We start from the raw sequence: 20,518 nt of genomic DNA on the forward strand, positions 1-20,518 counted from the left end.
CGTTGTCAGGGGTAAGCCGGTGCGGATGTTGATGTCGGTAAAGGTATTGGATGGTCTATGAATACTTACAATTACTTTGGCTTTCTGAAGCGAGGTGAATTTTGACTTGGCATGTCTCGGCCGGGGTCAGCTTTAAAGAGGGCGAAAACTCGACAACATCGTAGCGATCCCGCGGAAGTCGCCGTTTTTGGCCACCTGAAGCACAAGCTGAAGGTGGTTCCGCCAGACACTTGCCAGTGATATGCACGCCTTGAACACTCATTCTTATGTATTCATTAACCATAGTCGGTAGCCCCGTGAATTACGCTGGCAATTCTGACGCCGCGCTTTTCTCCGAAGGCCGGGGCGCCTCCTCGCATGGCCACGTGCGGCTGGAGGCCCCGCATGCCCATGCGCCGACGGACGCCATCGTCGTTCCGGACGCGCATTTTCTGTTCAATGCCGATTTCAAGCGGTCTGGCCTCGACCTGATCCTCTCGTCCGATGGGCGCGAGATGGTGCTGCCGGACTATTTCAAGGGCGAGAAACGGGCGCCGCTGGCCTCGCCGGACGGCGCGCATCTGACCGGCGACCTCGTCAATGCGCTCTCCGGCGCGGTGCAGGTCAGCCAAGCCGGGGCGGCTGCGAGCGTGAGCAAGGTCATCGGCCATGTGACCAAGCTGCAGGGCACCGCGACCGTCATCCGCAACGGCGTTTCGATCCTCCTTCACAACGGCGACAACGTCGAGAAGGGCGACGTGGTCCAGTCCGGCTCGGATTCGACGCTCGGCATCACCTTCATCGACGGCACCGTGTTCGGCCTGTCGTCCAATGCGCGGATGGTGCTGAATGAAATGGTGTACGACCCCAACGGGTCGAACAATTCCTCGCTGATCAGCCTCGTTGCCGGCACGATCTCGTTCGTGGCCGGCGAGACCGCCAAGCACGGCGACATGAAGGTCGACACGCCCGTGGCGACCATGGGCATTCGCGGCACCGCCGTGCTGGTCGAGATCGACTTCACGGTGCCGGGGCAGGGCGGTCTGCCCGATGCCAAGTTCCAGGTGCTGGTCGAGCCCGATGGCCGCACCGGCTCCTACGTGCTGTTCGACAAGACGACGCTGCAGCCGATCGCTGTGGTGAATCAGGCCGGACAGCAGATCCAGATCAGCAACGGAATCGTGAATCAGAGCGCTGTGCCGCTCACGCCGGACATCCAGAAGCTCATCAACGACGTCTTCACGCTGAAGTTCACCGACAACACCAATCCGAAGTCGACAACCCATTTCACCGACATCGGGGTGCCGCAGACGCTGACGCCGCTGACCCTGCCCAATGGCACCAGCGCGACGCCGACCTATCAGGTGACCGACAATACGGGCTCGACACCCACGACGAGCTCGACGTCCGAGCAGCTGTCGCACATTCCGGGTGCGCCGGAGGTCAGGATTCTCGACGCCGGCGGCCGGCTGATCACGACCTTCGGTCTGGCCGAGCGGGCCGGTCAGACGGGCAACGGCGCCGACCTCGACACCGTCCTCACCCGCGTCAATTTCCTCGACGTCAATAACATCGACCGGCCGACGGTCTCGGTGAGCTTCAAGTCCTATGCGTTCAAGAGCGCGCAGCAGGCCGACGTCACGGCATCGCTGAACGCCCTGCAGTTGCAGGATGTCATGGCGACGGCCGTGAAGATCACGGTGGTGCCGGATCCGACCAACAAGAATTTCGGCTCGGCAATGCTGAGCTACAGTGTTCCCGACAATTACTTCGACTTTCTGGCCGCGGGCGAGACGCTGACGCTGATCTACGTCGTGCGCGTCGACAACAATTTCGCGCCGTCGAACGAGTTTACCGAGGTGCCGATCACGATCACGGTGACCGGCACCAACGACAAGCCCGAGATCACGGCGAACGTCCCGACCATCGCGTTCGAGGGCGGCACCAGCGTGCCCGGCGGGCCGCTCACCTCCGAGGACCCGACCTCCGGCACGCTGACGTTCAAGGATGTCGACCTCACCGACACCCATAGCGTGTCGGCCAAGCTGACCGGCGCGGTTCTTGAAGGCGGCGGCAGCATTCCGCCGGCCCCACTGGCGCTGTTCGAGCAGGCGCTGACGGCATCCCTGGCCTCCGACAGCACCGGCAGCGGCACCGGCAAGATCAACTGGAGCTTCGCCAACCTACCGGTCTATGTCGCCGATTTCATTCCTGCGGGTCAGAAGGTGACGCTCACCTACACGGTGACCGTGACGGACTCGCATGGCGCGACGTCGACCCAGACGATCACGGTGACGATCACCGGCACCGACGATCCGGCCGTGGTCTGGATCGCCACGACCCAGCCCGGCGAAAGCAGCGGCGGCCAGGTTCATTTGTGGAGTGATCACGCGAACTGGGCAACCGGCCTGGCTCCGACCGCCGATGATGACGTCATCATCATCACCGATCAGCTGCACGGCCTGACGCCGGCCTTTCCGGTGACGATCGATGACGACGCCTACGCCAAATCGGTCACGCTGAATGATTTCGGTGGCGGCGCCGTTCCGGAGCTCGACAATAACGGCACGCTGACGATCAGCGGCGCACTGACGGCCAAGGCCGACTCGCTCATCTACAACTTCTCGGACGCGACGATCAGCGTTGGCGGCTCGGCGCAGATTCTCGAGCAAAGCGAGTTGCACAATGCCGGCACCGTGCTGCTGGCTGGCGGCGGCGTCTTCGGGGCGAACGCCGGCATCGTCAACACCGGAACGATCGAGCTGTCCGGCGGCACGCTGACCGTGCATGGTGACGTTGCGAACGCCGATGAGGACAGCTCCGGTCTCATCGAGGTCGACCTCGGCGCGACGCTGACTCTGGATGGTGGCAGTATCGATGGCGGCACCATCGTCATCCAGGGCGCGCCGATCGTTCAGAACTTCGGAACGTTGGAGAGCGGCGGGGAGACACCACAACCTGCCAACGGCCTGCTCGTTCTGAAGGGCGGAGCCGCGATCGGTGATGGCGAGCTGAAAAATTTTGGCTCGATCGAGGTCTCCGGCAGCGGCAACACCCTCTCGGACGAAGCCGTCACGAATGCCGGCCTGATCGATGTCGATGCCGATGGTGAGCTTACGCTAAACGGCGGCACCAGCATCGATAATGCGGGTGGCAATATCACGGTCGAGGGCTCCGCGACCCTGACGCTATCGCATGCGGATATTACTGGCGGCACGCTGACCAACGAGTCCGGCGGAACGATAGCCCTGACCGGCCACGCCACGCTGAGCGGCGGCACGCTCGACAATTTCGAGACGATCGCCGTGTCCGGCAGCGGCAATGCGTTCGAAGACGAGACGATCACGAATGCGAACGCCGCCGCGATCATCATTGCGGCGGGCAGCGCGTTGTCTCTGTCCGGCACAAGCATCGCAGGCGGCGCTATCAGCAACGAAGGGACGATCTCCGTCGACGGCGACAGCACGATCGAGGGCAGCGCCGTCGCGGGCGGTACGCTGCTGATCGGCGAGACCGGCGCGTTCGCGGAGATCACGGCCATCCTGACGGTCCAGGGCAGCGCGTCATTGACCGACGTCGATATCGCCATCGGCGACGGCTCGATGCTTCAGGTCGCTGCAGAGGAGAGCGCAACACTGATCGGCGTCAGCGTCGACAACGGCGGCACTGTCCAGGTGGACGACGGCGCGCTGCTGCTGATCGAGGACAGCACGATCACCGGCGGCGATCTCGTCAACCACGGCATCGTGCATGTCGAGACCGCGGCTGCGACCACCTTCGACAACGTTACTATCGATAACACGGACGGTCAGATCATCATCGATGAGGATGGTGAGATGCCGGTGGAATCGACCCTGGTGCTCGACGGGAGCACGACGCTCACCGGCGGCACGTTGGAAATTCGGAGCGTCGGCACGCTGGAGATCGCCGGCAACGATGTGACCCTGTCCGGAATGGACGTCTGGAATTTCGGCGTCTGCACCGTCGACCTCGGTGCGATCCTCGACCTTGCCGATACCAAGGTGAGTCATGACGGCACGCTCTACATCTACGGCACGATCTCCGCGAGCGGGCTGAGCGGCATCGGCGGAACGATCTTCAACTATGGCACGATCGAGATCACGGCGGGCAAGTTCGAGATCGCCGGCGACGTCGAAGGCTCCGGGATCATCAAGGTCGATGCCGGCGCAACGCTGACGGTCGATGGTCACGTGGACCAGACGATCGACTTCGGCAGCGAGGGGAGCAGCGAACTCGTCATCGATGATGCCGGCTTCTCCGCCAAGATCGCCGGCCTCGGCGTCGACGACAGGATCGATCTGCAGACGATCAAGTGGAGCGAGGCGACAACGGCGTCTTACGATGCCGAGACGGGCGTGCTCACCGTCATCGACGGCGAAGGGCACAGCATTGCCCTGACGCTCGAAGGCGACTTCAGTGACTTGCATTTCGCGGGCAGCAATGACAGGCATGACGGAACGCTGATCACGCTGACGGCCGAAGACACGGCGCCTGTGATCGCGGATTCCGGCCGGCCCGGTACAATCACCGAAGCGGCCGCTCAAACAGGGGCGTCCGATCAGCACAGCGTCGCCGGCAGCGTCAAGTTCACCGATGTCGACCTGACCGATCGGCCAACCGCATCGATCGGGGCGCAGAGCGTGACTTGGACTGCGGCCGATCAGCAGAAAGATTTGTCGAGTCAGCTGACGCCGGACCAGATCGCAGCGCTGGAACAGGCGCTGCACTTGAGCCAGGGCGGCAACGCCAACAATGGCAAGGTCGACTGGACTTATGCCATCACCGACGGCTCGCTCGATTTCCTCGGCGCCGGCCAGACCGTCACGGTCACCACCACGGTGACGCTCGACGACCATCAGGGCAAGAGCGCGACCTCGACGATCGTCGTCAACATCACCGGGACCAACGACCTGCCGGTCGTGACGAGCGAGGTGCAGTCGGCCGAAATCGCCGAGCGCGCGGCGATGTCCGGCTCGGATCTGCTCGACACTGTAAGCGGCACGATCGCTTTCGAGGATGCGGACATCACCGATGCGCATGTCTTGAAGGTGACCGGCGTCGCGACCTCCGGCAACGACCACGGGCTGCCGTCGGATCTGTCCGTGCTCAAGAGCTGGCTGTCGCTCGGCTCGCTCACAGAATCCGGCAGTGGTGCGGGATCGCAGGCCTGGACCTTCGCTGCCAATGACAAGGTGTTCGACTATCTCGGTGTCGACGAGCATGTCACGCTGACCTACACGGTCGCGATCGACGACGGTCACGGCGTCGTGGTCGATGTGCCCGTCACCATCACGGTCAACGGCGCAGAGGATGCGCCCGTCATCACAGGTGAAACGAACCCGACGGTCCAGACCGTCATCCTGGCCGAGCAGGCGAGGGTGCTCGCAAGCACCGCCAGCACCAATGCCGAGGGCCTGCCGACCGAAACGTTCGATCGCGTGTCGGCCGGCAACATCTCCGATAACGGGCGCGGCCATGGCAGCTTCTACAGCCAGGCGCTGCACGCGACGTTCACGGCCAGCGGCAATGCGGGGATCGTGCACGGCTCCTCGCCGGTGTCGGCGGCGCCCTACATGGTCGACGGTGTGGACAAGACCAACTATCTCAGCATCGGCAGCCACGCCCAGGAGACCATCACCTTCGACAGCGTCAAGAACAGCTTCGGGCTGTATTGGGGCTCGGTCGACAGCTACAACAGCATCTCCTTCTACAACGGCAACAAGCTGGTCGCCTCCTACTCGGGCAGCGACGTCGCGCCGCTGCTCGCCAATGGCGGACAGACTTCGCTGGCCTCGAACGGCTATGTCGAGTTCCTCGGCCTGTCCCCGTTCAACAAGGTGGTGCTTGCCAGCAGCCAGAATGCGTTCGAGCTCGACAACGTCTCGGCGGGCTACATCCCGGATCAGCCGGTGAAATTGGCGAGCGGCATGTCCGGCACCTTGACGGTGCTCGACGGGGATGTCGGCGACACGCTGACCGCTTCGGTGGTCGAAAATGGCGTGATCAAATACAATGGCTCTCTGAGCCTGCCTTCGAATGCCCACGTCCAGGCGTTGGCCGATGCCCACGCGATCACCTTCGACAGCACGAGCTCCGATGGCGGCTCCGATGTCCTGCACTGGACATATCATCCGGCCGACGTGAACCTGGATTTCCTCAATTCCGGCGACACGCTGACCATCACCTATCAGGCGAAGGTCAGCGACGGCCACGGCGGCACGGCGACCAAGGCACTGACCGTCACGTTGGCGGGCAATGGTGCATCGACGGTCAACGGCACGGACCAGAGCGACAATTTCGTCAATGTCGGCGGTGGCGTGACGATCTTCGGCAAGGACGGCAACGACACCTTCGTCTTCAACCCGCATTTCGGCAGCGCCACGATCGGCGATTTCGACGTCAACAAGGACATCGTCGAGATCGATCACTCGCTGTTCGCCAGCGTCGCTGCGCTCGTGGCGTCGGCGCAGTCCGCCAATGGCGGCCACGATACGATCATCACCGATGCGGCGCATGATACGCTCACCCTCAAGGGGGTGACGCTTGAGCAGTTCAAGGCGCATCACGACGGTTTTCACCTCGTCTGAGCCCGCGCGCCCGCCGCACGATGCGGACGGCGGCGTCGCCGAGCGGAACGCGGTCCGGATAACCGGACGACTCGGATCGCCGGCTTCGGCGTGATATCGGATGCTGCATGAAACGATTGAGAGCAGTTCCTCGGTGGTTCGCGCGCAAGTTCGGCTATGCGCGCATGATCTGCCTGCTGCTGCTGATCGGCTTCGCGGCGCTACGCGTCGCAGACCCTGCCCTGGTGCAGGAGCTGCGCGTCCGGACCTTCGATAATTTCCAGGTGCTGAGTCCGCGGATCAAGACGCTGCGGCCGGTGACCATCGTCGATATCGACGAGAAGAGTCTCGCGAATCCCAAGCTCGGTCAGTGGCCCTGGCCGCGCACGCGGATCGCCGAGATCATCGACACTCTGACCCGACTCGGCGCCGTGGTAATTGCTTTCGACGTCGTGTTTGCCGAGCCGGACCGGCTCAATCCCGGGCTCGCGGCCGAGACTTTTTCAAATCTCGACGAGCCGACGCGCGAGAAGCTGAGGATATTGCCATCCAATGACCAGGTGCTCGCCGACGCGCTGAAGCGGTCGCGCGTAGTGCTCGGCGAATCCGGTGGTCCTGAGGCTCGTGCAGGCCTCGACAAGACTTTGCCTGTGACAGGCATCGCGACGCTGGGCCACAGCCAGGATGCAACGCCATTCATGTGGAATTTTCCCGGGCTGCTGCGCAACGTCCCCGTGATCGAGCATGCGGCCGCTGGTCGCGGCCTGTTCACCATCAAACCGGAGCGCGATGGCATCATTCGCCGGGTGCCGATGATCATGCTGGCTCAGGGGGATATCATGCCTTCCCTGAGCTTCGAGATGCTGCGGGTCGCGACCCGCACGGATACGATTCGGATCAGGACTGACAAGAGTGGCATCATCGGTCTTGGTCTGGGTGCTGTACAGATTCCGACCGACGCGAATGGGCAGCTCTGGCTGCATTATGCCGAGAGTGACCCATCGATCTACGTGTCGGCCATTGACGTTCTGGAGGGTCGGGTGCCGCCGGAGAAGATCGCCGGCAAACTGGTGCTGATCGGGCCATCGGCCACCGGCCTGAACGACATCAAGACCACGCCGATTTCTCCGGCCATGCCGGGCGTCGAGGTGCATGCTCAGGTGCTCGAGAGTGCTCTGACCGGTGCGATTCTGACGCCGCCCTATTGGGGACTCCCGGCCGAGTTCTTCGGTGCGCTCCTTCTCGGCCTGCTCGTGATCGTCTTCGCGCCGCAACTCGGCGCCGTCACACTCGTGGTGGTCGGGGCGCTGTTCGCGGCCGCTCTGCTCGGGATCTCCTGGTACTTCTACACCCAGCATCGGCTGCTGATCGACTTCACCTATCCGATGCTGTCGACGACGGCGATCTATCTGACGCTGATCTTCGCGAACTTCGTCCGCGAGCAGAACCAGCGTCGGCAGATGCGCTCGGTGTTCGGGCAATATCTGTCGCCGGTGCTGGTCGAGCAGCTTGCCCAATCGCCGCCGACGCTGGGCGGCGAGGAGCGCGAGATCACGGTGATGTTCTCGGACGTGCGCGGCTTCACCACGATCTCGGAGAGCTACAAGCACGATCCGCAGGGCCTGACGCAGCTGATGAACCGCTTCCTCACGCCGCTGACCAACGCCATCATCGCCCGCAAGGGCTATGTCGACAAATACATGGGCGACGCCATCATGGCGTTCTGGAACGCGCCGCTCGCCGACAAGGATCATCAGATCAATGCCTGCGAGGCGGCGCTCGACATGCTCGAGCGGATCGATCAGGTGAACGGCGAACGCGAGCAGGAGGCCGAGCATGGCGGCCACGTCTACATTCCGCTCAAGGTCGGAATCGGCCTCAACACCGGCATCGGCGTGGTCGGCAACATGGGCTCTGACCTGAAGTTCAACTATTCGGCGCTTGGCGACAGCGTAAACCTCGCCTCGCGCCTGGAGGGCCAGACCAAGGAGTACGGCTTTCCGATCATCGTCGGCTCGGCGACTGCGATGGCCGTGAAGGACCGGCTCGCGATTCTCGAGCTCGACTTCATCATGGTCAAGGGTAAGACCGAGCCGGAGGTGATCTACGCCATCGCCGGCCGCGAGGACGTGATGTATTCCGAGCGCTTCCAGTTGCTCCGCAACCTCACCATCGAGATGCTGGCGAGCTATCGCAGCCGCGATTGGGAAGGGGCGCTGGCCGCGATCGAGCGCGGCCGCAAGAGCGACCAGGGACAAGACTTGGCCAAGCTCTATGATCTCTATGACGCACGCATCCGCAACTACCAGGTCAATCCGCCGCCCGAGGATTGGAACGGGGCGTACGCACTGCTGACGAAGTAGCCGGTGCCCCGTTCCCGAGTTCGCATCAGATCGCGGCGGCCTCGTTTGCCAGGTTCGGTGCCCGCGCGATGAGTATGCTCATCACTTGCAGACCACATAAGCCGAATAGGGCGGGCAACGCTTGCTGCGTTCTTCCGTGCCGGGGACGGGGCGGGTGGAATGCCGTGGCGGGAGGCTTCGCTTGGCACGCGGCAGCTTGCCCGGATCGTGCTTCGATGACGATGGGACGAAGGGGTTTCCAGGCCCATTGGATGATGTCTGGGCGTCCACCGCCGCGAGCTTGCCGATGAATGCGAGCGACAGGATGACGAGCTTGACCGAACGATAGCGCGCTCCAGTCCGCGGGACGGGTACAAGGATAGCGCAATCGAGCAGGCGTCGAGCGCATTGCGTTTGTTGCGAGGTTGCAACAGGGGGATAAGAAGCAACTTGTGTCATGTGGCGTCGATTGCATGAATCTGCGCGAACTTGTAGCATGCCTCTACTCAAGATAGAAAGAGCTGCAGAGGGGGGGGGCATCGATGCAGTCTTCTGAGGACAGGAGTGCGGCTGGTTTGACGCAGGCCAGGCCGGCACGGGGTGCGATCAAGCGTTTCACTCTACCAGTTGCGGGTAGCCTCATCGCTGCTGTGGCTTGTGTGCTCGGGGCCGGCGCGGTGTCGGCCGCGGATCTCCCGGTCAAGGCGCCGCCTCCGCCGGTGTCGCTGTGGGAGTTCGAGGTCGGCGCCCGCTATTTCTACAGTTCGGGCCGTACCCGCTACACGTTGGGCGATCCTTTCGTCGCTGGCCAAACCAATTCTCTGCTGACCTACAAGAATCTCAACAGCCATGCCGGCGAGGGGTTCGCCAGGGCCGATCACAGTCTGGGTTTCTTCGCCAAGGGCTTTGCGGGCGGTGGCAACATCTTCAGCGGCAGGCTCAACGACGAAGACTTCCCGCCAGCCGTCATTCCGTACTCGAATACGGACAGCAGCGTGAACAGCGGCAGGCTCTGGTACGGCACGATCGACGCCGGCTACAATTTTTGGAGGGGGCCGGCGTTCAAAGTCGGCGGCTTCATCGGCTACAACCATTTCTACGAAACCGTCAACGCATACGGATGTATCCAGGTCGCGACCAATCCGTTTATCTGTGGTCTCGAACCTGTTGCGGGGGGCGTGCTGGTGCTCAGCAAGACCGAGAACTGGGATTCGCTCCGTGTGGGTTTGAACGGCGTCTTCAAGCTCGGCCAGAACTGGAACGTCACCCTCGATGGCGCCGTTCTGCCCTATGTCCGGCTGAGCGGATTCGACAATCACTGGCTGCGGCCCGACATCAATCCGCTTCCGCAATCTGGAAATGGCTGGGGCTACCAGCTCGAGGGCATTGTGTCATACGACGTGACGAGAAATTTCAGCGTCGGCGTCGGTGGCCGCTATTGGTACGCCCGGACGACCAGTGGGACCACCCAATTTCCTGGAGTCCCGGGGTCGCCCACGACCTTCAGCTACGAGCGGTACGGCGGCTTTCTCCAGGCCTCCTACAAATTTGACTCGGGCGCCTTCGGGAAATGAAATATTGGCTATCGTGCTGAAGAGGAAGCCCGGCAAAACGCCGGGCTTCTTGCTTTGCGAGCGCGACAGCAGCCGGCCCGGTCAGTTATTCCGCCCCGATCGTCGTCAGGTCCTGGAACCAGTGTTGCGCCTGCACGAACTTCTTGACCTTTGGCGATAGCGCGTGCGGGTTGGTGTCGTGCACGACCCAGACCAGCACCGCATCGTCGACCACAGCCGCATGCGCCTGCGCGATCAACTCGTCCTGCTTGGCCGGATCGAACGTCTGCTTGGCTTCAGCAATCAGCGCATCGACCTTGGGGTTCTTGTAGCCGCCCCAGTTGACGCCAACGGGCGCGATCTGGTCGGAGGCGAAGAAGCGGACGATCGCGTAGAGCGGGTCCGACGTGACATAGGCGATGTTGTTGGCGGTGATGCCGGCGTTCATCTCATCCGCCGCGCCCTTGCGCCAATGCGTGTACAGCGTCTCCAACTCGACGACCTTGAAGTCGATGTCGATGCCGATCTCCTTGAAGCTCTGCTGCAGATATTCGTTCATCGGCAGCGACAGCATCTGGCCGGTGCCGCCCTGCGCGATGATGAAGGTGGTCTTGAGCGGCTTGTCCTTGGAGTAGCCGGCCTCCTCGACCAGCTTCTTGGCGGCGGCGACATCATATTTCAGCTCGAAGCTCGGCTTGCCGAACCACGGGCTCGACGGGTCGACCTGGCCCTTGGCCGGCTTGGCGAGGCCGTTCATCAGCCCGACGACCTCGTCGCGGTTGATGGCGAGGTTGAGCGCCCTGCGCAGCCGGATGTCGGTCCAGGGCGATCCCGGCAGCACGCTGAGGTGGTAGTTCCAGACATGCGGCGTGACGTTGTCGACGAGCTTCATGCCGGCCGCCTTGAGCTGCGGCACGGCGTCCGGCGCCGGCGTCTCGATCAGGTCGACCTGGCCGGCGAGCAGCGCATTGGTGCGGGTCAGCGCCTCCGGCATCGGCACCAGCACCAGCTTGTCCGTCTTCGGCAGCCGGTCCTTGTTCCAATATTCGGAATTCTTCGTGAGCTCGGCGAGCTCGCGCGGCACCAGCTTGGTCAGCTTGAACGGGCCGGTGCCGGAGGGCTGGCTGGCGAACTTGTCCCAGTCCTTGCCGAGCTTCTCATACTGCGCCGGGCTCGAAATCAGGAACCACAGCATCTGATAGGGAAAGAACGAGTCGACCGCCTTGGTGGTGATCTCGACCGTGGAGTCGTCGATCTTGGCGTAGCTCGCTACCGACGGAAGGCGCGTCTTGACCTGTGCGCTCTGCCGCTTGTCGAACTGCGGTGCCTTATCGTTGAGCACCTTGTCCAGATTCCAGATCACCGCATCGGCATTGAAGTCGCTGCCGTCGTGGAACTTGACGCCCTTGCGCAGGGTGAAGCGCCACTTGGTCTTGTCGGCGTCGTCGACCTTCCACTCGGTGGCGAGACCGGGGATCAGCTTGCCCGGTCTGTCGGCTGTGCTCATGTCCCACGCGACCAGCGGATCATAGATCGTATAGCCGGTAAACTGATAGGCGCCGGCGCCGCGATCGGGCTGGCCGGTCGTCAGCGGGATGTCGGCCATCGAGATGCCGTAGCGTAGAACGGTTTCGGCCCGCGCCGCGCCGGCCGAGAGGCCGAGCACAAGCGCGGTGGCAAGCAGTGAGTTGAGGATACGCATGCGGGTCAAGCTCCGTGGCAATCGGATCAATTCGATCCGCGAAACCTGCAATCCGGGTGCCAAGCCCCGATCGTGATCATTTGAGTACAAACGGTTGTGACCTCGCGTCGCAGGGCCGTGCGCGAAGGCATCGCTGGCATAGCCGTTGCATAACGATGCACAGAATTTAGCCAGCTTGATCGGAGATGTTGATCGTGCTTTCGCGTATTGCGACCTCAATGAAGGAACGTGCGGCTGTTGCGGCTGCCATGATGACGACGGTCTCGGCCCTCGCGCTGCCGGCGCAAGCCAGCGCGGAATCCGTGCTGCGCATCGGCATGACTGCGGCGGACATTCCGCGCACGCTCGGCCAGCCCGACCAGGGTTTCGAGGGTAACCGCTTCACCGGCCTCACCATGTATGACGCGTTGACGGCGTGGGACCTGTCGTCGGCGGACAAGCCGAGCGTCGTCATTCCCGGCCTTGCTACCGAATGGAAGGTCGACGACGCCGACAAGACCAAATGGACGTTCAAGCTGCGTCCCGGTGTCACCTTCCATGACGGCGCGCCATTCAATGCCGATGCCGTGGTGTGGAACGTCGAGAAGGTGCTGAAGCAGGACGCGCCGCAATTCGATCCGAGCCAGGTCGGCGTCACCGCCTCGCGCATGCCGACGCTGGCGTCGGCGCGCAAGATCGACGATCTCACGGTGGAGCTGACGACGAAGGAGCCGGACAGCTTCCTGCCGATCAACCTCACCAATCTGTTCATGGCGAGCCCGACCAAGTGGCAGAAGCTCTATGAGGCCGCGACCGGCGCCGACGACAAGGCGAAGTCGCAAGCCGCCTGGGCCGCGTTTGCCAAGGACGCCTCTGGCACCGGCCCGTGGAAGATGAGCAAGTTCACACCGCGCGAGCGGCTGGAGCTGTCGAAGAACGAGGCCTATTGGGACAAGGCGCGCGTGCCGAAGTCCGACAAGATGATCCTGCTGCCGATGCCGGAAGCCAATGCGCGCACCGCGGCGCTGCTGTCCGGTCAGGTCGACTGGGTCGAGGCGCCGGCGCCGGATGCGCTGCCCGAGATCAAGCAGCGCGGCTTCAAGCTCTACGCCAATGAGCAGCCGCATGTCTGGCCCTGGCAGTTCTCGCGCGTCGAAGGCTCGCCCTGGAACGACATCCGCGTCCGCAAGGCCGCCAATCTCTGCATCGATCGCGAAGGCCTGAAGGATGGTCTGCTCGCCGGACTGATGGTGCCGGCGACCGGCACCTTCGAGAAGGGCCATCCCTGGCGCGGCAATGTCACCTTCGAGATCAAGTACGACAAGGCGGCCGCACAGAAGCTGATGCAGGAGGCCGGCTACGGCCCGAACAAGAAGCTCGAGGTCAAGACGCAGACCTCGGCGTCGGGCTCGGGCCAGATGCAACCGCTGCCGATGAACGAATATCTGCAGCAGGCGCTGGCCGAGTGCTATTTCGACGTCAAGCTCGACGTCATCGAGTGGAACACGCTGTTCACCAACTGGCGCCGCGGCGCCAAGGATCCCTCCGCCAACGGCGCCAACGCCACCAACGTCACCTACGCGGCGATGGATCCGTTCTTCGCGCTGGTGCGCTTCCTGCAGTCCTCGATGGCGCCGCCGGTCTCGAACAATTGGGGCTTCATCAATAATCCGAAGTTCGACGAGCTGGTGAAGAAGGCGCGCCAGACCTTCGATCCCACCGAGCGCGACAAGGCGCTCGCCGAGCTGCATGCGGCCTCGGTCGACGATGCGGCGTTCCTCTACGTCGCCCACGACGTCGGCCCACGCGCCATGAGCCCGAAGGTCAAGGGGGTGGTGCAGCCGAAGAGCTGGTTCATCGACTTCTCGCCGATCTCGGTGGAGCCGTGATCTTGATAGAGGGGTAGTCTCTGCACGTGCGCCGTTGCGCTCCCTCCCCCCTTGTGGGGGAGGGGCGGGGAGGGGGGCCTCCGGCGGCAGTCTTCGCGTGGACCCCCACCCCCGACCCCTCCCCGCAAGGGGGAGGGGAGTCTTCCATCACCACCTTCTCCCGTATGGTTGAAGGAAGAAACCAGGTGACTCGTGCTCTCTTACGCTGCCAGGCGGATGGTCTATGCGATTCCGATCATCATCGGCGTCGCGCTCGTCTGCTTCATGCTCGTTCACATCACGCCCGGTGATCCCTTGGTCGCGGTGCTGCCGGCCGACGCGTCGCAGGAGCTCGCGCAGCAGCTCCGCGTCGCCTATGGCTTCGACAAGCCGCTGCCGGTGCAGTTCGGGCTATGGCTGTGGCGCGCGGTCAATGGTGATCTCGGCAGCTCGATCGCGACCGGTCGCCCCGTGCTGGCGGAAGTGCTGCGCGCGGTGTCCAACACTGTCACGCTCGCGATCGCGGCCGCCATCATCGGCTTCTCGCTCGGCCTGTTCTTCGGCCTCGTCGCCGGTTATTTCCGCGATAGCTGGATCGACAAGGTCGCGACCTCGATCGCGATCGCCGGCGTCTCGGTGCCGCATTACTGGCTCGGCATGGTGCTCGTCATCATCTTCTCGGTCGAGCTGAACTGGCTGCCCGCGGTCGGCGCGGGTCCGTCCGGCTCGGGCACGTGGTCATGGGACTGGGCGCATATCCGCTTCCTGGTGCTGCCCGCGATCACCACGTCGGTGATCCCGATGGGCATCATCACCCGCACCGTGCGCGCGCTGACGGGCGACATCCTGAGCCAGGATTTCGTCGAGGCGCTGCGTGCCAAGGGGCTGCGCGAGACCCATGTGTTCCGCCATGTGCTGAAGAATGCCGCACCGACGGCGCTGGCGATCATGGGGCTGCAGCTCGGCTACATGCTCGGCGGCTCGATCCTGATCGAGACCGTGTTCTCATGGCCCGGCTCTGGGCTGTTGTTGAACTCGGCGATCTTCCAGCGCGATCTGCCGCTCTTGCAGGGCACGATCCTGGTGCTCGCGATGTTCTTCGTCATCCTCAACCTCGTGGTCGACATCGCGCAGGCCGCGATCGATCCGCGCATCAAGCGAGGCTAGTGCGGTGAGCGTCAGTCCTACGAGCACGATGAACGACGCCTCGCTGCAGGCCGCACCGGTCGCGAACGCACGCGGCTATTGGGCGACCGTCGGCCGCCGCATCGTCAGGGACAAGGTCAGCATGGTCTGCGTCGCGGTCCTGATGCTGATCCTGCTCTCCGCTTTGCTCGCGCCCTATCTGCATCTCGCCGATCCCTATCAGGGCTCGATGATCCGCCGCCTGCGCCACATCGGCACGCCGAGCTATCCGCTCGGCACCGACGAGCTCGGACGCGACATGCTGGCGCGGCTGATCTATGGCGGCCGGCTGTCGCTGCTGATCGGCATCTCGCCGGTGATCCTCGCCTTCGGCATCGGCACCACGCTGGGCCTCGTCGCCGGCTATGTCGGCGGCTGGGTCAACACCGCGATCATGCGCACCATCGACGTGTTCTACGCCTTCCCCTCGGTGCTGCTGGCGATCGCGATCTCCGGCGCGCTCGGCGCAGGGATCACCAACTCCATCGTGTCGCTCACCATCGTGTTCGTGCCGCAGATCACCCGCGTCGCCGAGAGCGTCACCACGGGTGTGCGCAACCGCGATTTCGTCGAGGCGGCGCGGGCCTCCGGTGCCTCATCGTTCACGATCATGCGCGCGCACATGCTCGGCAACGTGCTCGGGCCGATCTTCGTCTACGCCACCGGCCTGATCTCGGTATCGATGATCCTCGCTGCGGGTCTCTCGTTCCTCGGTCTCGGCACCAAGCCGCCGGAGCCGGAATGGGGCCTGATGCTGAACACGCTCCGCACCGCGATCTACGTCAATCCGTGGGTGGCGGCGCTGCCGGGCGCGATGATTTTTGCTGTCTCCATCTGCTTCAACCTGCTCAGCGACGGCCTGCGCAGCGCCATGGACATCCGGAGCTGATGATCATGAGTGAAGCAACGGCAGTCACCGGCCTGGAGCCGATCGAGGACCTCGGCGGCAAGGCGCAGCCGCTGCTGCGGGTCGATGGTCTCACCAAACATTTCCCGGTGCGTGGCGGCCTGTTCGGCGCACGCAAGACGGTGCGCGCGGTCGATGATGTCTCGTTCGTCATCGGCAAGGGCGAGACCGTCGGCATCGTCGGCGAGTCCGGCTGCGGCAAGTCGACGACGGCGCGGCTTTTGATGCACCTGATGGAGCGGGATGCCGGCGAGATCATCTTCGACGGCCGCCAGGTCGGGCATGAGATGTCACTGCGCGAGCTGCGTCGCGGCATGCAGATGGTGTTCCAGGATTCCTATGCCTCGCTCAATCCGCGGCTGACGATCGAGGAGTCGATCGCGTTCGGGCCGAAGGTGCACGGCATGACCGACATCGCGGCGCGCTCGCTCGCCCGCGAGCTGCTCGGCAAGGTCGGCCTGCGGCCCGAAACCTTCGCCAACCGCTATCCGCACGAAATCTCCGGCGGCCAGCGCCAGCGTGTCAACATTGCGCGGGCGCTGGCGCTGTCGCCGCGGCTCGTCATTCTCGACGAGGCGGTGTCGGCGCTCGACAAATCGGTCGAGGCGCAGGTGCTCAACCTGCTGATGGACCTCAAGCGCGAGTTCGGCCTGACCTATCTGTTCATCAGCCACGACCTCAACGTCATCAACTATATCTCGGATCGGGTGCTGGTGATGTATCTCGGCGAGGTCGTCGAGCTCGGCCCGGTCGAGCAGGTCTGGGCCAAGCCGGCGCATCCCTATACACGGGCGCTGCTGGCGGCGATGCCGTCATCCGATCCGGACCGGCGCACCGAGACGCCGCCGCTCTCCGGCGATCCGCCGAATCCGATCGATCCGCCCCCGGGCTGCCGTTTCCACACCCGCTGCCCGTTTGCGGAAGCGCCCTGCTCGAATGTCGCGCCAAGATTGACGGAGCTGGATACAATGGGCCATCAGGCCGCCTGCCACATGGCAATATCAGGTTCGGGACACAGCCGTGCGCCGGCCGCCTGAAGGGCAGACACCAGCAGCGAGAAGCGGAATGACCAGACCCACGCCCCAACAAGTCAGTGCCATCGCGGAGGCCTCCGGGCTGCCCGTCGACAAGGAGGTTGCGACCCGCATCGCCGACTCGATCGGACCGGCCTTCGACAACTTCGCCGCGGTCGCCGGCACCCTGCCGTTCGACCTGGAGCCTGCGAGCTACGTCGTGGCGCAGACGCTGAAGGTGGGCCGATGAGCACCGAACCTTCCTTGATGACCCTGACCGACGTCGCGAAGGCGATCGCGGACAGGAAGCTCTCTTCGGTCGAGGTGACGCGCTCCTGCCTGCACCGCATCGCGCAATGGCAGCCGAAGCTGAACGCCTTCATGGCGATCGAGTCCGAGCCGGCGTTGAAGGCGGCCGCCGAGGCCGATTCCGCCCTGGCCAAGGACGGCCAGAAGGGCCCGCTGCATGGCGTGCCGCTCGCCCACAAGGACATGTACTACGAGGCCGGCCACATCTCGACCTGCGGCTCGCTGATCCGGCGCGACTTCGTGGCGACGACGACGTCGACCGCGCTGCAGCGGCTGAAGGATGCCGGATCGATCCGGCTCGGCACCTTGCAGATGGCCGAGTTCGCCTATGGCCCGACCGGCCACAACGCGCATTACGGTCCGGTGCACAATCCCTGGAAGCTCGGCTACGTCACCGGCGGCTCGTCGTCCGGCTCCGGCTCGGCGGTCGGCGCGCGTCTCACCTTTGCGGCGCTCGGCTCCGACACCGGCGGCTCGATCCGCATGCCCGCGAATTTCTGCGGCGTCACCGGCCTGAAGGTCACCTGGGGCCGCGTCAGCCGCGCCGGTGCGATGCCGCTGTCGCAGTCGCTCGACACGGTCGGACCTCTTGCTCAGACTGCCGAGGATTGCGCGTTGCTGCTCGGGCTGATGGCCGGTCCTGATCCCGAGGATCCGACCGCCAGCGCCGCGACCGTGCCGGACTATGTCGCGGCCACCCAGGCCTCGATCAAGGGTCTCAGGATCGGCGTGCCCAAGGCGTTCTATGTCGACGACCTCGATCCTGAGGTGGCGCGCTGTCTCGATGCGACGATCGCGGTCCTGAAGACCGAGGGCGCCGATGTGGTTCAGGTCGAGCTGCCGGATCAGCGCCAGCTCACCGCGGCCTGCCAGCTTGTGCTAGCGGTCGAGGCGGCCGCCTTCCACAAGCGCTGGATGATCGAGCGGCCGCAGGACTACGGCCCCCAGGTGCTGATGCGGCTGCAGAACGCGCTGGCCGTCTCCGGTGTGACCTATCTCGAAGCGCTGCGCTGGCGCGGTGCGGCCCTGGCGGCGCATGTCGCAGCGACGTCAGGCGTCGATGCGGTGGTCGCACCGGTGTCGCCGCTGGTGACACCTTCGATCGTCGAGAGTGACGTTGGCGGCGCGCCGGGTGCGGAGGCCGTGATCCAGCGCATCACCCGCTTCACCCGCCCGGTGAACTATCTCGGCCTGCCATCGCTGGCGATCCCGACCGGCTTCACGTCGATGGGTCTTCCGGTCGGCATGCAACTGATCGGCCGCGCGTTCGATGAGGCTACGATCCTGACCATCGGCGCCGCCTTCCAGCGCGCGACTGATTTCCACGCCAGGGTGCCGACGCTGCCATGAGGGAGACCTGTGCATACCGTCCGACGATCTCACCCTCCCCTGGAGGGGGAGGGTCGATTGCGCATGGCATGCGCAATCGGGGTGGGGTGACGGTCTCTCCCCTTGGAAGCGAGTCAATGGAGGGGCTGTCACCCCACCCCGTCTCGCATTCCGCTGCGCTTCATGCGAGCCGACCCTCCCCCTCCAGGGGAGGGTGGCAGCTCACTTCGCAATTGGCCACGGCGTTCCTGACGGCAAGGTGAGATAGCTTCGCCATGACCAACCTCGTCGAGATCGACAATCTCACCATCCGCTTCACCGGCGAGCGCACCGTGCATGCGGTGAACGACGTCAGCCTGTCGCTCGGCGACGGCGAGGTGCTCGGCCTGCTCGGCGAGTCCGGTTCGGGCAAGAGCGTGACCATGCGGGCGCTGATGCGGCTGTTGCCGAACAAGCGGACGCAGATCTCCGGCAGTGTCAAGGTGCTGGGCCGCGACGTGCTGGCGATGAACGACGAGGAGCTGTCGCAGTTTCGCGGCCGCTCCGTGTCGATGATCTTCCAGGAGCCGGGACTTGCGCTCGATCCGGTCTATACCATCGGCCGGCAGATCGCCGAGACCGTCATGCGGCACGAGGGCAAGAGTTTTGCAGAAGCGCAGGCGCGGGCGCTGGAGATGCTCGACGTCGTCAGGATTCCCTCGGCGAAGCGTCGCCTGGAGTCCTATCCGCACGAGATGTCCGGCGGCATGCGCCAGCGGGCGATGATCGCGCTGGCGCTGGCGTGCCGGCCGAAAGTGCTGCTGGCGGACGAGCCCACCACCGCACTCGACGCCACCGTGCAGATCCAGATCCTGCTGCTGCTGCGCGAACTGCAGCGCGAGTTTGGCATGTCCGTCATCTTCGTCACCCACGACATCGGCGTCGCGATCGAGATCTGCGACCGCCTCGCCGTGATGTATGCCGGAGAGATCGTGGAGCAGGGCAGCTTGCGCGAGATCGTGCGCCAACCCGTGCACCCCTACGCGCGCGGCCTACTGGCTTCGACGATCCACGGTGCCAAGCGCGGCGAGCGGCTGCAGACCATTCCCGGCACGCCACCCTCGCTCGACCGGGCGCCGCGGAGCTGCTCGTTCGCACCGCGCTGCAGCCTGGCGCAGCCGCGCTGCTCGGAGGCGATGCCGCCGAACATTGCGCTCGGGCCGCAGCGGCTGGCGCGCTGTATCCTGGCCGAGGCGCCGGCAAGTGTGGCGGCGACGTAACGGTTCGCCCGAAACGCGCTACTCACCGGCCGAAACCGTGCATCGCGTGTCGAAGCGTCGCGGCGGCCTCGCTAAGGTGCTGGCACGCGTGGGACCGATCGTCCGCGCCGGATGAGGACGCGCCATGCACGTATCGAACGAAGGTATCCTGGTCATTCTGTTCGTTGGCCTGGTTGCAGGCTGGCTCGCGGGCAAGATCGTGCGCGGCACCGGCTTCGGGCTGATCGGCGACATCGTGATCGGCGTGCTCGGCGCTTTGGTCGCGAGCCTGATCTTCCCGCGGCTTGGCGTCCGGATCGGGACCGGCCTCGTGTCGGAAATCGTCTACTCCGCGCTCGGCGCCATCATTCTTCTGCTGGTGGTGCGGCTGGTGCGGACCGGCGGGCGGCTCTAGGGCTTGCGATCCGGCGCGGCTGAACGTTTGCACTGCGCCACGCGACATACCCAAGCACATAGCTAATTTACGCTAAAGTGAGCATCGTTGGACGCTCACCGCAGGAATCAGT

12 protein-coding genes are annotated in these 20,518 nt (G+C 64.3%); 11 read left to right on the forward strand and 1 reads right to left on the reverse strand.

Translation table 11 applies throughout. From position 1 onward, the window contains the following. The first annotated feature begins 296 nt into the window (after window positions 1-296). The 3 genes from QX135_RS24550 to QX135_RS24560 all read left to right on the forward strand — a co-directional run bounded on the left by QX135_RS24550 (window position 297) and on the right by QX135_RS24560 (window position 10,482). Entirely contained in the window at window positions 297-6,587 is a 6,291-nt protein-coding gene (locus QX135_RS24550; protein ID WP_316177372.1) for a VCBS domain-containing protein, read from the forward strand. 107 nt (window positions 6,588-6,694) lie between these two features. Next, window positions 6,695-8,929, forward strand: a complete 2,235-nt coding sequence (locus QX135_RS24555; RefSeq protein ID WP_315775553.1) for an adenylate/guanylate cyclase domain-containing protein — start codon at window positions 6,695-6,697, stop codon at window positions 8,927-8,929. A gap of 521 nt (window positions 8,930-9,450) precedes the next feature. Continuing rightward, window positions 9,451-10,482: a hypothetical protein gene (locus tag QX135_RS24560; RefSeq protein WP_316177370.1), complete on the forward strand. Its 1,032-nt coding sequence runs from the start codon at window positions 9,451-9,453 to the stop codon at window positions 10,480-10,482. A gap of 85 nt (window positions 10,483-10,567) precedes the next feature. Here QX135_RS24560 and QX135_RS24565 read toward each other — a convergent pair whose 3' ends face one another. Continuing rightward, window positions 10,568-12,163, reverse strand: a complete 1,596-nt coding sequence (locus QX135_RS24565; protein ID WP_316177368.1) for an ABC transporter substrate-binding protein — start codon at window positions 12,161-12,163, stop codon at window positions 10,568-10,570. Between the two features lie 218 nt (window positions 12,164-12,381). Between QX135_RS24565 and QX135_RS24570 the strand changes: the two genes are divergently transcribed. From QX135_RS24570 to QX135_RS24605, 8 genes are all read left to right on the forward strand, one after another. Beyond that, complete coding sequence (locus QX135_RS24570; protein WP_410052014.1) at window positions 12,382-14,031, forward strand: ABC transporter substrate-binding protein; 1,650 nt, start codon at window positions 12,382-12,384, stop codon at window positions 14,029-14,031. A 192-nt stretch (window positions 14,032-14,223) separates the two neighbouring features. After that, window positions 14,224-15,177 carry an ABC transporter permease gene (locus tag QX135_RS24575; RefSeq protein ID WP_316177366.1) on the forward strand — a complete coding sequence of 318 codons (954 nt, stop codon included), beginning with the start codon at window positions 14,224-14,226 and terminating at the stop codon, window positions 15,175-15,177. Window positions 15,178-15,205: 28 nt separating this feature from the next. After that, a complete protein-coding gene (locus QX135_RS24580) occupies window positions 15,206-16,084 on the forward strand; it encodes an ABC transporter permease (protein WP_316177859.1) in 879 nt (292 codons plus the stop codon). A 5-nt stretch (window positions 16,085-16,089) separates the two neighbouring features. Then, the gene (locus tag QX135_RS24585; protein ID WP_316177364.1) at window positions 16,090-17,139 is read left to right on the forward strand and encodes an oligopeptide/dipeptide ABC transporter ATP-binding protein; all 1,050 of its coding nucleotides are present in this window, start codon (window positions 16,090-16,092) and stop codon (window positions 17,137-17,139) included. Window positions 17,140-17,167: 28 nt separating this feature from the next. Next, on the forward strand, window positions 17,168-17,365 hold the full coding sequence (locus QX135_RS24590) for a hypothetical protein (RefSeq protein ID WP_006611297.1): 198 nt from the start codon (window positions 17,168-17,170) through the stop codon (window positions 17,363-17,365). Then, a complete protein-coding gene (locus QX135_RS24595) occupies window positions 17,362-18,774 on the forward strand; it encodes an amidase (RefSeq protein WP_316177363.1) in 1,413 nt (470 codons plus the stop codon). The genes QX135_RS24590 and QX135_RS24595 overlap by 4 nt, the downstream gene beginning before the upstream one ends. A gap of 254 nt (window positions 18,775-19,028) precedes the next feature. Next, window positions 19,029-20,012 (forward strand): ABC transporter ATP-binding protein, encoded by a 984-nt coding sequence (locus QX135_RS24600; RefSeq protein ID WP_316177361.1) that lies wholly within the window; start codon window positions 19,029-19,031, stop codon window positions 20,010-20,012. A 124-nt stretch (window positions 20,013-20,136) separates the two neighbouring features. Beyond that, window positions 20,137-20,406 carry a GlsB/YeaQ/YmgE family stress response membrane protein gene (locus QX135_RS24605; RefSeq protein ID WP_316177359.1) on the forward strand — a complete coding sequence of 90 codons (270 nt, stop codon included), beginning with the start codon at window positions 20,137-20,139 and terminating at the stop codon, window positions 20,404-20,406. Window positions 20,407-20,518: the final 112 nt, after the last annotated feature.

Origin of the sequence: Bradyrhizobium sp. SZCCHNR1098 (assembly GCF_032489375.1) — a bacterium.
GTDB lineage: Bacteria > Pseudomonadota > Alphaproteobacteria > Rhizobiales > Xanthobacteraceae > Bradyrhizobium.

Bases quoted from the DNA above. Each gene is read 5' to 3' on its own strand.
- QX135_RS24595 (WP_316177363.1), top strand. From the start codon at position 17,362: ATGAGCACCGAACCTTCCTTGATGACCCTGACCGACGTCGCGAAGGCG.
- QX135_RS24565 (WP_316177368.1), bottom strand. From the start codon at position 12,163: ATGCGTATCCTCAACTCACTGCTTGCCACCGCGCTTGTGCTCGGCCTC.
- QX135_RS24590 (WP_006611297.1), top strand. From the start codon at position 17,168: ATGACCAGACCCACGCCCCAACAAGTCAGTGCCATCGCGGAGGCCTCC.
- QX135_RS24600 (WP_316177361.1), top strand. From the start codon at position 19,029: ATGACCAACCTCGTCGAGATCGACAATCTCACCATCCGCTTCACCGGC.
- QX135_RS24555 (WP_315775553.1), top strand. From the start codon at position 6,695: ATGAAACGATTGAGAGCAGTTCCTCGGTGGTTCGCGCGCAAGTTCGGC.
- QX135_RS24585 (WP_316177364.1), top strand. From the start codon at position 16,090: ATGAGTGAAGCAACGGCAGTCACCGGCCTGGAGCCGATCGAGGACCTC.
- QX135_RS24580 (WP_316177859.1), top strand. From the start codon at position 15,206: ATGAACGACGCCTCGCTGCAGGCCGCACCGGTCGCGAACGCACGCGGC.
- QX135_RS24605 (WP_316177359.1), top strand. From the start codon at position 20,137: ATGCACGTATCGAACGAAGGTATCCTGGTCATTCTGTTCGTTGGCCTG.
- QX135_RS24560 (WP_316177370.1), top strand. From the start codon at position 9,451: ATGCAGTCTTCTGAGGACAGGAGTGCGGCTGGTTTGACGCAGGCCAGG.
- QX135_RS24570 (WP_410052014.1), top strand. From the start codon at position 12,382: ATGAAGGAACGTGCGGCTGTTGCGGCTGCCATGATGACGACGGTCTCG.